Source organism: Actinomadura rugatobispora (assembly GCF_042656285.1).
Lineage (GTDB): Bacteria > Actinomycetota > Actinomycetes > Streptosporangiales > Streptosporangiaceae > Spirillospora > Spirillospora rugatobispora.
Genome location: NZ_JBHSON010000022.1, coordinates 94,214 through 108,216 on the forward strand (window position 1 = coordinate 94,214; position 14,003 = coordinate 108,216).

Here is a 14,003-nt window from a genome sequence, read left to right on the forward strand (position 1 = left end):
ACCGGCTCGGATGCCATGTGCACTCTACATACGTTATGCACGATGCACACATCGGGGCCGGGCCGTGGCGGGCCCGTCCTTGCGCCCTCCCCCGCCCCGGCGGGTACTCTGCAACGGAGAGGTGACCAACCGATCGCTTGCTTGTGGAGGGCAGGGTGGTCCGCGCATGAGCGCCGTCGAACTGGGCTTCATCGGATTGGGGCAGATGGGCGCGCCCATGGCCGGCCACCTGGCCGGCGCGGGCCTGATCGTGTACGACGCGCGCCCCGAGGCGATGGCGCCGCTGGCCGCCGCGGGCGCCCGGGCCGCGGGCGGCGTGGCGGAGGTGGCCGAGCGGGCGCGGGTCGTGTCGGTCATGGTCCGCGACGACGCGCAGGTGGCCGAGGTCGGCGCGGAGGTCCTAGCCGCCGCCCGGCCCGGCACCGTGCTCGCGATCCACTCCACGATCCGCGCCCGTACCGCCGAAGACCTGGCCGCACGCGCGGCCCCGCACGGGATCGAGGTGGTGGACGCCCCGGTCAGCGGCTCGTTCATCGGGGCGGCGGAGGGCAACCTCGCCGTGATGGCCGGCGGTACCGAGGAGGCGTTCGAACGGTGCCGCGAGCCGTTCGGCGCCTGGGCGGGCCTCGTCCTGCACATGGGCCCGGTCGGGTCGGGCACGCGGGCCAAGCTCGCCCGCAACCTGCTGCAGTTCGCGGCCTTCGCCGCGGCGGCGGAGGCGCAGCGGCTGGCGGAGGCGTCCGGGGTGTCGCTGCGCAAGCTGGCCAGGGTCGTCCGGCACACCGACGCGATCACCGGCGGGCCGAGTTCGATCATGCTGCGGCCGACGGCCGCGCCGCTGACCCCGGACGACGGCCTCTACGACGTCCTGCGGAACGTGCGCGACCTCGGAGAGAAGGACCTGGCGCTCGCCGTGGAACTGGCCGGCGAGCTCGGCGTGGACGTCCCGATGACCCGGCTCGCCCTCGACCGCCTCGCCGCCGGCCTCGGCCTGGAGGCGTCCGCCGGACGGGGCGGCGCCGATGGATGAGCGGCGGGAACGCGGCCTGGAGATGATGCGCCGGGTGTACGGCTTCGAGGTCGGCGACTCCCCCGGCGACTTCTTCGGCATCACCGTGGACCACCTGTTCGGGGACATCTGGACGCGCCCCGGCCTCAGCGTGCGCGACCGGCGCCTGCTGATCCTGGGCGTCCTGGCCGGCCAGGGCCAGACCGACGTCATGGAGCTCCAGATCCCCGCGGCCCTGGCCAACGGCGAGCTCTCCCCGGACGAGCTGCGCGAGATCGCCGTCTTCTTGACGCACTACATCGGCTGGCCGCTGGGGACCAAGGTCAGCGTCCAGGTCGACACCCACGTCGCCAGGCACGAGAAGCGCGCCCGGCGCGAGCGGGACGGCGGCCAGGAAAGGGACACGAAGCGGCCCCGGTAATACGGATCAGCACGTCGGCAAGGCCGTCGCCCTCAGGAGAATGGGCTTCTCCATAATCAATGCGGAGCCCCACTCCCACCCCCGCGCCCACCTCCGAGCGACGCCAGGGCCCGCTGACCAGGCGCGGGGGCCTCGCCCGCCTCCGGCAACGATCTTCCGGCGGCTTATGGACATACGCTCTTCTCCTGGTTAAGGTTGATTTCCGATCTAGGAGAAGCGTCTTCTCGTCTCCAGCGAGTACCATTTGCCCTCTAGCGCGGAGGAGCGACGACCGTGCCAACGGCGCCATTTCGCCATGCCTTGCGACCCGGCCGGGACCCCCTGGCCCCCCGAGCCGCCCGCCAGGCCGCCCGCCGCGCGGCGGCGGCATGAGCGCGGGCGAGGGGGAGGGCCCCGTGCCCGGCGGACCGGCGGACGCGCTGCCCGTCTTCGACGGCGTCCAGGTGCTCGAGGTGGCGCAGTGGACGTTCGCGCCCGCCGCGGCCGCGGTGCTGGCCGACTTCGGCGCCTCGGTGATCAAGGTGGAGGACCCGGTCACCGGTGACCCGCAGCGCGCGCTCACCACCTCCGGCGTGATGCCGGCGGTCGGCGGGGTCAACGTGGTCACCGCCCAGACCAACCGGGGCAAGCGCAGCATCGGGCTGAACCTGCGCGATCCCCGCGGCCAGGAGCTGCTCATGGAGCTCGTGGACCGCTCCGACGTCTTCGTGACGAACTTCCGGGGGCCGGCGCGGGCCAAGCTCGGCTTCGACGAGGACGCGGTCCGGGCCCGCAACCCGCGCATCATCTACGCCCGGGCCACGGGCCAGGGGGCGCGCGGCCCCGACGCCGACCGGGGCGGGTACGACTTCACCGCCTACTGGATGCGCAGCGGCATCGCCGCGAGCTTCACCGCCGAGGACGCCGACCGGCCGCTCCCCCAGCCGCCCGCCTTCGGCGACAAGGCCGGCGCGATGAACCTCGCGTTCGGCATCGCCGCGGCCCTCTACCGCCGCGAGCGCACCGGCCAGGGCGCCACCGTGGACGTCTCCCTGCTGGGCACCGCGCTGTGGCAGCACTCCAGCGCCGTCCTCTACAGCTGGGGGCTGGACCGCGAGTTCCCCATCCTGACCGGGCGGTCCAGGAACCCCATCGGCTGGAGCTACCGGACGGCCGACGGCCGCTGGATCGCGCTGATGATGATCGAGTCCGACCGGTGGTGGCCCGACCTGTGCCGCCATCTCGACCGCCCGGACCTGATCGACGACCGGCGCTTCGCCGACGCCGCGGCGCGCGCCGAGAACCTCACCGAGTGCGTCGCCGTGCTCGAGGGACTCTTCGCCGCCCTGCCGCTGGCCGAATGGGAGCGGCGGCTCGCGACGCTCGCCGGGCCCTGGGCCGTCCAGCGCACGATGCTGGAGACGGCCGAGGACCCCCAGGTGGTCGAGAACGGGTACGCCGTGTCGGTCGACTACGACGGCACCGACGTCCGGCTGATGAGCGCGCCCGTGCAGTTCGACGAGCGGGTGCCCGAGCTGGGCCGGGCGCCCGAGCACGCCGAGCACTCCGAGCAGGTGCTCCTCGAGCTGGGCTACGGCTGGGACGCGATCACCGAGTTCAAGGACTCCGGCGTGGTCTGAGTCGAGAGGACGAACCGCCATGACCGAGACCGACCCCGCGGAGGGCTTCCCGGGTTCCCCGGGGAAGGGGGAGGCCGCCGATCGCACGCTACCCTTTCGCTGTGACGCGAGATCCTGGATGGAGCGAGCTCATCGCTCGGGACGCGGTCGCGCGCCCCGAGCCGGGGACCTTCGTCGGGCCGCGGACGAAGCTCGTCCTGGCCGGGCAGCAGCTGCTGTTCGAGCACGGCGACTCCTCGTACACGATCGAGGAGCTGGTCCGCCGGGCGGGCGTGGCGATCAAGACCTTCTACCGGTGCTTCCCCAACAAGGAGGAGTTCCTGCAGACGGTCTTCACGACCTTCATCAACGGCACCATCCCGAGGATCCGGGAGCGCATCCTCGGCGCCTCCGGCGATCCGCTGGTCCGGCTGCGGATGGCGGTGACCTGGCCGCTGGACTGGCCCAGGGACGACGGGCGGCTGAACCGCGTGATCGCCAACGAGCACGTGCGGATCGCCGCGACCAATCCGGAGCGGATCGCCGAGACGAACCGGGCGTACGCCGAGCTCGTCCGGGAGATGGTCGCCGACGCCCGCGCGGCCGGGCTGGTGCGGCCGGCCGACCTGGAATGGGACGTCCACATCATCACCTCGATGGTCACGACGTCGTTCCACACCCTTGTCCTCGGGCTGAGCGATCCGCCCGACCGCGCGCTGCTGGCGGACAACGTCTGGCGGTTCTGCCTGACGGCCCTGCACGGACCCGGGCCGGTCTCGGCCGAGGGGGCCGAGCCGGTCTCGGCCGAAGGGGCCGGCTGACGCGCGGACTCACCTGTCGACAGCTCAGCGGGAGGCTCGAACCATGCCGGTGATCGATCTTGACGGGGTCCGGGCGCTCGGACGCGAGCTGAGCAACTGGGGGCGCTGGGGCGAGGACGACGAGCGCGGGACGCTCAACCTCATCACCCCCGAGGTGGTGACGGCGGCGGCGGCGACGGTACGGCGCGGGGTGTCCTTCGCTCTCTCGGTCCCCGCCGACGAGAACGGCCCCCACGACATGAAGACCAGCGGGCGCTTCAACCCGATCCACACGATGACGCGGTACCGCGGCGACAGCCCCCGGGGCGACGCGTGGGACTTCGCCTCCTCCGAGGACATGCTGATCATCGGGACGCACTCGTCGACGCACTTCGACGCGCTCGCCCACCTCTGGTACGACGACCTGCTCTACAACGGCCGCCACCACGACACCGCGGTGACGGCGTGGGGCGCCGTGCACGGCTCGATCCAGAACCTGGTGAACGGGGTCGTGTCGCGCGGCGTCCTGGTGGACGTCCCGCGCCATCTGGGCACCACCCATCTCGCCCCCGGGACCCAGGTCGGGCCCGCCGACCTGGACGCCGTGCTCGGCGCGGCCGGTGTCACGCCGCGGCCGGGCGACGTGCTGCTGCTGCGCACGGGCACCTACCCCCGGCAGCGGCGCGGCCTCGACGTCGCCCCCGGCGCGTCGCCCGGGCTCACCTGGGAGTGCGCCCGCTGGATCCGCGACCACGGGATCGCCGCCGTGTGCGCCGACAACCTGGCCGTGGAGGCGCTCCGCGCGAACGGCGACGGCCCGATGATCCCCTTCCACATGCTCGCGATCCGCGACATGGGCCTGCTCCTCGGCGAGATGTTCGACTTCGAGGACCTGGCCGAGGACTGCGCGGCCGACGGGGTCTACGAGTGCATGTTCGTCGCGTCCCCTTTGAACATCCCCGGCGGCGTGGGCTCGCCCGTCAACCCCATCGCGGTCAAGTGACCTCCGCCCCGCCCGGCCCCGGGCGGGCCTCGGATTCTGGAGCCATCGCCATGCGCACGATTCCCAGCGAGCTGGTCAAGCGGTACGAGGCGGAGGGGTGGTGGACGCGGGACACGCTCGGCGAGCTGCTGGCCCGGGGCCTGGCGGCGGCACCGGAGGCGGTGTTCCGGGTGCACTCCTCCGTGCGGCCGTGGAGCGGCACCTTCGCCGACGTGGAGCTGGTGGCGCGGCGGCTGGCCGGTGGGCTGCGGGAACGGGGCGTGGGGCCGGGTGACGTGGTCGCCTTCCAGTTGCCCAACTGGATGGAGGCGGCGGCGGTGTTCTGGGCGTCGGCGCTGCTGGGGACGACGGTGGTGCCGATCGTCCACTTCTACGGGCGTAAGGAGGTCGGCTACATCCTGGAGGCGGTCCGGCCGCGGGTGTTCGTGGGCGCCGAGAAGTTCGGGCGGCTGGAGTTCCAGGACGACCTGTTCGAGGGCGTGCCGATCGTGGGCGTGGTCGGGCGCGACTTCGACAGCCTGCTCGCCGCCGACCCGATGGCCGGGACGCTGCCGGTGGACCCGGCGGCGCCCGCGGTGATCGCGTTCACCTCGGGCACCACCCGCGACCCCAAGGGCGTGATCCACAGCCACCGGACCCTCGGCTGCGAGACGCGCCAGATGTCCGAGCGCTACCCGCCCGAGCTGGCGCGGCAGCTCACCTCGGCCCCCGTGGGGCACTTCATGGGCATGGTGGGCGCCTTCCTGGTCCCGGTGCTGGACGGCTGGCCGATCCACCTCGCCGACGTCTGGGACCCGGGCCGCGTCCTGGCGCTGATGGACAGCGACGGCCTCATCGTGGGCGGCGGCGTGCCGTACTACATCACCAGCCTGCTGGACCACCCCGACTTCGCCGACCGGCATCTGCGGTCCATGAAGTACGCGGGGCTGGGCGGCGCGGCCGTCCCGGCGGCGATCACCGGCCGGCTCACCGGGCTCGGCATCACGGTCTACCGCTCGTACGGCAGCACCGAGCACCCGTCCATGACGGCCTCGCTGCACACCGCGCCCGAGGCCAAGCGGGTCTACACCGACGGCAAGGCGCTGCCGGGCGTGGAGGTGCGGCTGACCGAGGACGGGGAGATCCTCAGCCGGGGCCCGGACCTGTGCCTGGGCTACACCGACGAGGCCCTCACGAAGCGGGCCTTCGACGAGGACGGCTGGTACCACACGGGCGACATCGCGGTGATGGACGAGGACGGCTACATCACGATCACCGACCGCAAGTCCGACATCATCATCCGCGGCGGCGAGAACATCAGCGCCCTGGAGGTCGAGGAGGCGCTGCTGACCCTGCCGGACGTCGCGGAGGCGGTGGTGGTGGCCGCGCCCGACGAGCGGCTGGGCGAGCACGCCGCCGCCGTCCTGCGGCTCAGGGAGGGACGTCCCGTGCCCACGATGGACGAGCTGCGGGCCCATTTCGAGCGGGTGGGCCTGGCCAAGCAGAAGTGGCCGGAGGAGGTGCACGCGGTCGACGACTTCCCCCGCACCGCCAGCGGCAAGGTCCAGAAGTTCGTGCTGCGGCGGGACATCGAGGCGCGCCGGACGTCCGGCTAGCCGGGGGCGGACCGCGCCTGGCACGGCCGTAGCGGCATATGGCACTCTCTTTTTCGGAGATGCCTCCATCCACTTAACGGGATCGGGCTTGTCCGGGCCGGCCGGGCGACGGCCGGCCCCGCTCGCGCAAGAGAGTGAGGTTGCAGCCTTGGGGTCCACACCCGTGCGGTCGGCGTTTCACGACCGGCCGGATTATCGCGTCGAACTGCTCGCCCGCACCAACGTCATGACCGCCTGGCTGGGTGAGACCCGCCTGGCCCAGAGCGACGCCTGCTTCGTCGTCGACGAGCAGGATCACGGGCTGGTGGTGTACTTCCCCCGGGACGCCGTCGATTTCTCCCATCTGGAGCCGACCGACCATCACACCGTCTGCCCGTTCAAGGGGCAGGCCTCGTACTGGCGGGCCGCCGGCGGTGAGGGGACGGGCATCGCGTGGAGCTATCCGGAGCCCTTCCCTGAGGTGGCCCGGCTGGCCGGCTACATCGCCTTCGACCAGGACCAGGTCCGCGTGGCCATCGGCACGGGGACCTTCACCGGGGTGCGCCCGTGAGCGAGTCGTCCCTCGAGCGCATGATCGACATCTTCGACGTGGCACCGGTCGACTCCGCCTCGACGCGGTTCGAGGGGGACAGCGACGGCGGGGGCCGGCAGGTCGTCGACGGCAGCCAGATCCTGGGCCAGTCCATCGTCGCCGCGAGCAAGGCCCTTCCGGGGCGGACGGTGCGTTCCGCGCACGCGCTGTTCGCCGCCGTCGCCGACCCGGACAGGCCGCTGGAGTTCACCGTGACGCCGGTGCGCGCGGGACGCTCGTTCGCCAGCGCCACGGTGCTGGTCGCGCAGGGCGACCGGCCCTGCGTGACGAGCACCGTGCTGCTGGACCATCCGCAGCCCGACGTCATCCGGCACGACCGGTGGACGGGCCCGCCGGTCGAGGGCCCGGAGGCGGCGAAGGCCGTCGACATGCCGCTGCCCGGCAGGGAGCTGCGCATCGAGGGGATCGACGACTACGGGAACCCCGACGAGGTCGGGCCGCCGGTCATCGACGCCTGGCTGCGCTACGACGCCGTGCCCGAGCGCGACGACCTGCGCCGCGCCCTGCTGTCGCACTTCACCGGCCACCTGTCCATCTCCACCACCATGCGGCCCCATCCGGGAATCGGCACGTCCCAGGCGCATTACACGGTCTCGACCGCGCCCATGGGCATCGGCGTGAGCTTCCACGACCCGGTCGGCTGGGACGGCTGGCTCCGCTACCACCACGAGAGCACCTTCGCGGGCGCGGGCATGAGCTACGTCCGCGGCCAGATCCTCACCGCGGAGGGGCGCCTGCTGGCGTCGTTCACGCAGGACGGCATGATCCGCGCCTTCGACGCCAAGGGCTCGGCGACGTCGATGCCGGCCAAGGCCCGCCTGTAGCACCGCGAACGGCCCCGGGGCCCGGCGGGTTCCCCGGGGTCACGCGCGGGTGAGGGGCGGCCGGCACCGTCGTTCGCCGGACCCGCCTCGAATGTCGGTCGCCGCCCATAAGGTGCCCGGGATGGAAACTCCGGATCTTGAACAGAGGCTGCGCGACCGGCCCGGCGACCGCGCCTCGTGGCTGGTCTACGGCGACCGGCTCCTCGACCGGGGCGACGCGCGCGGCACGCTCATCCGGTTGGAAGAGCGCCGCGCCCGCTGCGGCCCCGTCGAGGGCGTGGCCCTGGACCACGAGATCACCGGCCTGGAGCGGGAGCACCAGGTCGGCTGGGACGCGGCGCTGCCCGAGGGCGTGACCGTGCTGGCACGCCGGTACGGCTTCGCCACGAAGATCGCCGTCGAGTGGTCCGAGAACGCGCCCGCGGTGATCGAGCGCGCCCTGCGGGACCCCTTCGTGACCGCGCTGCGGATCCGGCCCCCCGCCGGCCCCTCCGACGACGACGAGGAAGAGGAGGAGGAGGAGTGGATCGAGCTCGACGAGGACGGCATGCCGCTCGGGGCGCCGCCCGTCGAGGCCGGCGCCCTCGCCACGCTCGACCTCGGCCGGCTCACCGAGCTCGACCTGTCCTACTTCCGCGTCGGCGACCCCGGCGCCAGGGCCCTCGCGGCCTCGATCGCGAAGGGCCGCGTCGAGACGCTCGACCTGCGGTACTGCGGCATCGGTGACGACGGCCTGGAGGTCCTCGCCGCGTCCCCGCACTTCGACCGCCTCCGGCGGCTGCGCCTGCAGAGCAACGGGCTCACCGCCGCGGGCGTCCGTTCGCTGGGCCGCTTCGGGCGGCTCGTCGACCTCGACCTGCGCTACAACCGGATCGGCGCGGACGGGGCGGACGCCCTGCTCGCCGCGCCGTTCATCGGGTCGCTCCAGCGGCTGCTCCTGCACCGCGGCGACCTCTCCGACGCCGGCGTGAAGAAGCTGGCGCTCGCCGACCAGCTCCCGCCCGCGCTGCGCAGCTTTTGGAGGAGTGTGTGAGCATCGAGCTCCGCGACCGTTTCTTCGCCCTGTCGGAGAGGGACGCCCCCGCCGCCGAGGTCGCCCGCTACCGCGCCGAGGTCGACGCCACCGACGCCGAGTCCGCCGCGACGCTCGACGGGCTGGCGATCTCCTGGCATCCGACCGCGCGCCACAAGGCGGTGCGGTTCGTGGACGCCTGGCGCATCGACGCCGGCGTGCGCGAGCTGTTCGCCCGGCCCAGCGAGGCCGCGCCGCACCTGGCGGCCGTCTTCGTCGATCCGCGCGAGCTGTCGTTCCGCACGTTCGAGAACATCCTCCCGCTGGACGACCTGTTCACCGGGGCCGGGCTGGAGTTCGAGTTCACCGACCGCGTGGAGCTCGCGGACGAGGCGTTCGCGTTCGCGCTCCGGCTCCCCGACGCCGACCGGGCCCGCCTCGAACGCCTCGACGCGCTGAACCTGTACGTCCCGCCGCTCAACGCCGCCTCGCGCGGCGGCGACCGCTTCATCTTCCACTCCGCCCTGCTCGCCGAGGCGCTCGGCGCAGCGGTCGCCACGGCGATGCCCGAGCCGCTGCTCGACGGCTTCTCCCACGTGAACCCGGTGTTCCGGTGCAACCGCTTCGAGCCCGGCGACGCCAACTTCCACCGCCACCGCGACACGCCCTATTACGACGCGGCGCGGCGGCACGTCTCGCGCTACACGGTGCTGCTCTATCTCACCGGCGGTTCGGCGGAGCCCGCCCTCGACCTCGCCGGAGGGGCCGCGCTCGCCGACATCGGGCCCTTCACCTGCGTGATCTTCGATCAGCGGTACGAGCACGAGGGCGCACCCTACCGCGACGGCCGCAAGGTCTTCCTGCGCACCGAGCTGATCTTCACCGACCCCGAGGTCTCCCACGATCCCGAGATCGGCGCGCTGTTCAGCAAGGCGTGCTACCTCACCGGTGAGAGCGTCTTCGCGCCCGAGCTGGCCCGCCACGCCGACGACCATTACAACCGGGTGGCCGCCGCGCACTGGGACGGCCTCGCTCCCGGCGCCGCCCGCGAGCCGTTCGTCCACAAGCGGTTCCGGGGCGTGGACTTCGTCGCCAACGGCTACGACTTCTGGTTCGCCAAGAGCGACGCGCTCTCGCTCGCCGAGTGCGCCGCGATCACGCTTCTGGACTACTTCAACTGCAAGGTCGGCGACACCGCGTTCCGCGCCCTCTGCGACTCGACGGTGATCGAGGCCGACGGCACCGACTGGATCCCCGGCTTCCTGGAGGAGCGGCGCGGCGGCTCGGCCGTCCCGGCGTTCGACAAGTCCATGCTCTTCCCCGAGCCGGAGGAATCCGACGGCGAGTGCTGCCCGTTCCACGGCTTCAGGTTCGAGGCCCGGCGCCACTACGAGATCATCGATCTCTACCAGCGCGCCCAGCTCTTCACCAAGGCGCACATCATGCCCGCGCCGATCATGATGATGGGCGAGGACGTGGTCCTCGATCCGGAGAAGTTCGTGGTCCGGGGCAACCAGATCCACGTGCTGGGCGGGGAGTCGCTCGCGCCCGTCAACTTCGCCGCGTGCTGGAACAGCGGCGGCTCACCGGAGAACTACATCGACGTCGCCGCCACCGTCGGGGTGGCGCACTTCCTGGTCCCGCCGATCCTCTTCACCGAGTCCGCCACCGGCTACCACCTGCGGTTCGACTTCTTCCGCAACTCCTGGACGGTGAAGCACCGGCAGGCGGCCGTCCCCGTCCCCATGATCACCGACGAGGGTCCGTGGGAGGTCGAGGAGAGCGGCGAGGCGCCCTGGATGGACGCCGTCGACCCGTCCCTGGTCGCGGGCGGCTCCGGCGAGACCGCGGCCAAGCTCTGGTGGGCCGACGGCTCCCCGCTGGTCGACGAGCTCTACGACTACGTCACCGACCGGGAGTATGACGAGGACGACTACTGAGGCCCCGGGCCCGGCCCGGGGCCTCACGGATCAACGGATCAGGCGCCGTCGTAGAACTTCTTGGCCCCCGGGTGCAGCACGACCGGTTCGCTCTTCGGCGCCTGGGCGCGGTCGATGTTCTTCGCCTCCGGATGCACCTTGATCAGCTCCTGCTGGTGGTCGAAGATCACCTTGGCGAGGTCGTGGGCCAGCGTGTCGGGCATCTTGGCCGAGACGATGAGCACGTTGGGCACCGCGATCGTCGACACGTCGCCCGGCGTGCCGTACACGTTCTTCCTGATGGTGGTGGACTTGTAGATCGGGCCGTAGGTCGAGCCCAGCCGGGCCAGCTCCCGGTCGAGGGGCACGAACACGGCCTTGGTCTTCATGCTGGTCATCAGGTCGGTGATGCCGCTGGTGGGCAGCCCGCCGGACCAGACCATGGCGTCCAGGGTGCCGTCCTTCATGCCCTGGACGGTCTCGGGCAGCGACAGGGCCTGTTTCTTGACCCCGGTGCCGGGATCCAGGCCGGCCGCCTCCAGCAGGCGCAGCGCCATGGTCTCGGTGCCCGACTTGGGCGACCCGGTGGAGACCCGCTTGCCCTTCATGTCCGCCACCGTGCGGATGCCCGCGTCGGCCCGCGCGATGACGTGCACGTAGTTGTCGTAGATGCGGGCCAGCGCCCGGATCGGCTGCGGGCTGGAGAACGAGTGCTTCCCGGTGGCGGCCTCCCCGGCGACGTCGGCCAGGCTGAAGGCGATGTCGGAGTCTCCGCGCACCACGCGCTGGATGTTCTCGACGGAGGCGCCGGTGGCCTCGGCCGTGGCCTGGTACCCGCGCACGTTCCTGCTGATCACGTCGGCGTAGCCGCCGCCGAGCTGGTAGTAGACGCCGGTGGTGTTGCCGGTCGCGATGGCCAGCCGGCCCCGGTTGTAGAGGCCGTCGTCGCCGGTGTTCCGCTCGCCGCCGCACGCGGCCAGCGTCGCGGTGAGCGCCAGGGCCGCGAGGGCGGCACAGGTCCGGATGATGGGGCGCATCAGTGTCCTTTCCGGGCTGGGGTGGGTTGGAGTTCGGGGGCCGGGGGGAGGGTCCGGCCGCGCCGCAGGACCAGGTGGACGAGCAGGGCCGCCGCCAGCAGGCCGAGGCCGGCGGCCACGCTGGCGGGTCTGAGGTGCAGGAGCGCGAGGGCGGCGCCGGCGGCGAGCAGCCGTTCGACCGGGCCCGCCGGTCCGAGCATCCAGCCGCCGGTGACGACCGCGAGCGCCGCCACCGCGACGGCCGACACCGCCAGCGCGGTCAGCACCTCCGGCCACGGCGCCTGCCACAGCAGCGCGCGGCCCTCCGGCGCCAGCACGAACGCGAAGGGGACCAGGAAGGCGGGCAGGGTGTACTTCCAGGTCAGCATCATGGTCTTGAAGGCGTTGCCGCCGGTGATCGCCGCCGCCGCGACCGCCGCCAGCGCGGTCGGCGGCGTCACCTCCGACAGCACCGCGTAGTAGAAGATGAACATGTACGCGGCGTCCGGGGCCACGCCGTGCGTCTGCAGCACCGGCCCGATGATGACGGCGGCGATGATGAACGACGCGGTCACCGGCACCGCCAGGCCCAGCAGCAGGACGGCGACGGCGGCCAGGACGACGGTCAGCGTCATGTTCCCGCCGGCGAAGTCGACGATGAGCCGCGAGGACTTCAGCCCGAGCCCGGTGAGCGTCACGACCGCCACGATGATGCCCGCCGCGGCCGTCGTCGCCGCCACCGGCAGCACCCCGAGGGTGCCCGCCGCCAGGGCCTGCGCGGTGCGCCGCGGGCCGAGCCGGTTGCGGCGGTCCAGGAACGACAGCGCGAAGGCCAGGACGGTGGCGTACACGACCGCGCGGAACGGCGAGACGCCGAACGCCATCAGCACCACGATCGCGATCAGCGAGGAGAAGTGGTACCCGAACCGGCCGAGCAGCCGCCACACCGACGGGGTGTCCACCTCGACGGCGCGGACCCCGAACCGCCGGGCGTCGATCTCGATCGCCAGGATGATCCCCAGGTAGTAGAGCAGCGTCGGGATCGTCGCGTACAGCAGCACGGTCAGGTAGGAGACCCGCAGGTACTCGGCGATGATGAAGGCCGCGGCGCCGAGCGTGGGCGGGGAGAGGATCGCCCCGATCCCGGCCGCGGCCAGCACGCCTCCCCCGGCGGCCGGCGGGTACCCGGCCCGCCGCAGGATCGGCCACGAGACGCTGCCCAGCGAGACGGCCGTGGCCGTGCCCGACCCCGACACCGTGCCCAGCAGGAACCCGGCCAGCGTGACGGTGCGGCCGGGGGCCGCCGCCGACCGGCGGAAGGCGGCGAACGAGACGTCCACGAAGAAGCGGCCCGCGCCCGAGTGGTCGAGCACGGCGCCGTAGATCGTGAAGAGCACGATGTAGGTCGCGGCGACGTCCAGCGGCACCCCGAACAGGCCCTCGGTGCCCATGTAGAGCTGGGTGAGGATCCGGTCGAACTCGAAGCCGCGGTGCCCGAGCGTCCAGTCCACCGGCAGGTAGCCGCCGTAGTAGGCGTAGGCGAGGAACGCGACGCAGATGCCCGGCAGGATCGGCCCCACGGTGCGGCGCGTCGCCTCCAGCACCAGCAGCAGGCAGCCGGTGGCCATCGCCACGTCGAGGCCGGAGGGGGTGACCGTGCGGCGGAGGAAGTCGTCGAAGCCGATGAGCGGGTAGGCGCACACGACCAGGGAGACGGCCGCCAGGATCCAGTCGGCCACGCCCGGGTTGTCGCGCCCCGGGGCGCTCTTCTTCGGCTCCTCGCCGGCGTCCTGGTCGCCGTCCGGCGCGGTCTCGTCGCCGTCCCGCCCGCCCTTGAGGCGCCGCCCCAGGCCCCGCAGGTTCAGGCCGGGCCGGTACACCAGAAAGGTGAGCGGCAGCACCGCCGCCAGGAAGCCCATGCGGTACTGCAGGGCGGGGAGGGGCCTGAAGACGGCGTACAGCGCGTACAGGGACACGCCGAACGCGACCGCTCCGGTCGCGTACGCCACCGGGCCGGTGAGCCGCCGGGCCGGACGTTCCGCGTCGTACTCGGCGATGAGGTCCTCGGCGTCGGCCCGCGTGAGCTCGGGCGCCTCGCCTTTGGGCGCCTCGTCGCCGGTCGCCGGGCGCGGGTCGCTGTGCCTGGGTGTGGACACGCCAACCTCCCGTTCGGTTGACGGAAACGTAAATGTGATGCAGCGCACACGGGAAGGG

Annotated in this window: 12 protein-coding genes; 10 read left to right on the top strand and 2 right to left on the bottom strand. The window is 72.5% G+C overall.

Going from position 1 to position 14,003, the window contains the following annotated elements; genetic code table 11:
* The first annotated feature begins 166 nt into the window (after positions 1-166).
* From ACFPZN_RS17855 to ACFPZN_RS17900, 10 genes are all read left to right on the top strand, one after another.
* Complete coding sequence (locus ACFPZN_RS17855; protein WP_378283116.1) at positions 167-1,030, top strand: NAD(P)-dependent oxidoreductase; 864 nt, start codon at positions 167-169, stop codon at positions 1,028-1,030.
* Positions 1,023-1,430 (top strand): carboxymuconolactone decarboxylase family protein, encoded by a 408-nt coding sequence (locus tag ACFPZN_RS17860; protein WP_378283117.1) that lies wholly within the window; start codon positions 1,023-1,025, stop codon positions 1,428-1,430. The genes ACFPZN_RS17855 and ACFPZN_RS17860 overlap by 8 nt, the downstream gene beginning before the upstream one ends.
* Before the next feature lie 395 nt (positions 1,431-1,825).
* A complete protein-coding gene (locus ACFPZN_RS17865) occupies positions 1,826-3,049 on the top strand; it encodes a CaiB/BaiF CoA transferase family protein (RefSeq protein ID WP_378283118.1) in 1,224 nt (407 codons plus the stop codon).
* A gap of 101 nt (positions 3,050-3,150) precedes the next feature.
* On the top strand, positions 3,151-3,849 hold the full coding sequence (locus ACFPZN_RS17870; protein WP_378283119.1) for a TetR/AcrR family transcriptional regulator: 699 nt from the start codon (positions 3,151-3,153) through the stop codon (positions 3,847-3,849).
* A gap of 43 nt (positions 3,850-3,892) precedes the next feature.
* A complete protein-coding gene (locus tag ACFPZN_RS17875; protein WP_378283120.1) occupies positions 3,893-4,831 on the top strand; it encodes a cyclase family protein in 939 nt (312 codons plus the stop codon).
* Between the two features lie 50 nt (positions 4,832-4,881).
* Complete coding sequence (locus tag ACFPZN_RS17880) at positions 4,882-6,426, top strand: AMP-binding protein (RefSeq protein WP_378283121.1); 1,545 nt, start codon at positions 4,882-4,884, stop codon at positions 6,424-6,426.
* A gap of 148 nt (positions 6,427-6,574) precedes the next feature.
* Positions 6,575-6,976 (top strand): DUF427 domain-containing protein, encoded by a 402-nt coding sequence (locus tag ACFPZN_RS17885; protein WP_378283122.1) that lies wholly within the window; start codon positions 6,575-6,577, stop codon positions 6,974-6,976.
* Entirely contained in the window at positions 6,973-7,842 is an 870-nt protein-coding gene (locus tag ACFPZN_RS17890; protein WP_378283123.1) for an acyl-CoA thioesterase, read from the top strand. Before ACFPZN_RS17885 ends, ACFPZN_RS17890 begins: the two co-directional genes overlap by 4 nt.
* A 121-nt stretch (positions 7,843-7,963) precedes the next feature.
* On the top strand, positions 7,964-8,875 hold the full coding sequence (locus tag ACFPZN_RS17895; RefSeq protein WP_378283124.1) for a leucine-rich repeat domain-containing protein: 912 nt from the start codon (positions 7,964-7,966) through the stop codon (positions 8,873-8,875).
* Positions 8,872-10,794: a hypothetical protein gene (locus ACFPZN_RS17900; protein ID WP_378283125.1), complete on the top strand. Its 1,923-nt coding sequence runs from the start codon at positions 8,872-8,874 to the stop codon at positions 10,792-10,794. Before ACFPZN_RS17895 ends, ACFPZN_RS17900 begins: the two co-directional genes overlap by 4 nt.
* 38 nt (positions 10,795-10,832) lie before the next feature.
* On the opposite strand, the gene ACFPZN_RS17905 is transcribed toward ACFPZN_RS17900, so the two are convergent.
* Together ACFPZN_RS17905 and ACFPZN_RS17910 are read right to left on the bottom strand one after the other, a co-directional pair.
* Complete coding sequence (locus tag ACFPZN_RS17905; protein WP_378283126.1) at positions 10,833-11,810, bottom strand: TAXI family TRAP transporter solute-binding subunit; 978 nt, start codon at positions 11,808-11,810, stop codon at positions 10,833-10,835.
* Positions 11,810-13,945, bottom strand: coding sequence for a TRAP transporter permease (locus ACFPZN_RS17910; RefSeq protein ID WP_378283127.1), 2,136 nt, complete (start codon positions 13,943-13,945; stop codon positions 11,810-11,812). Before ACFPZN_RS17910 ends, ACFPZN_RS17905 begins: the two co-directional genes overlap by 1 nt.
* Positions 13,946-14,003 lie beyond the last annotated feature (58 nt).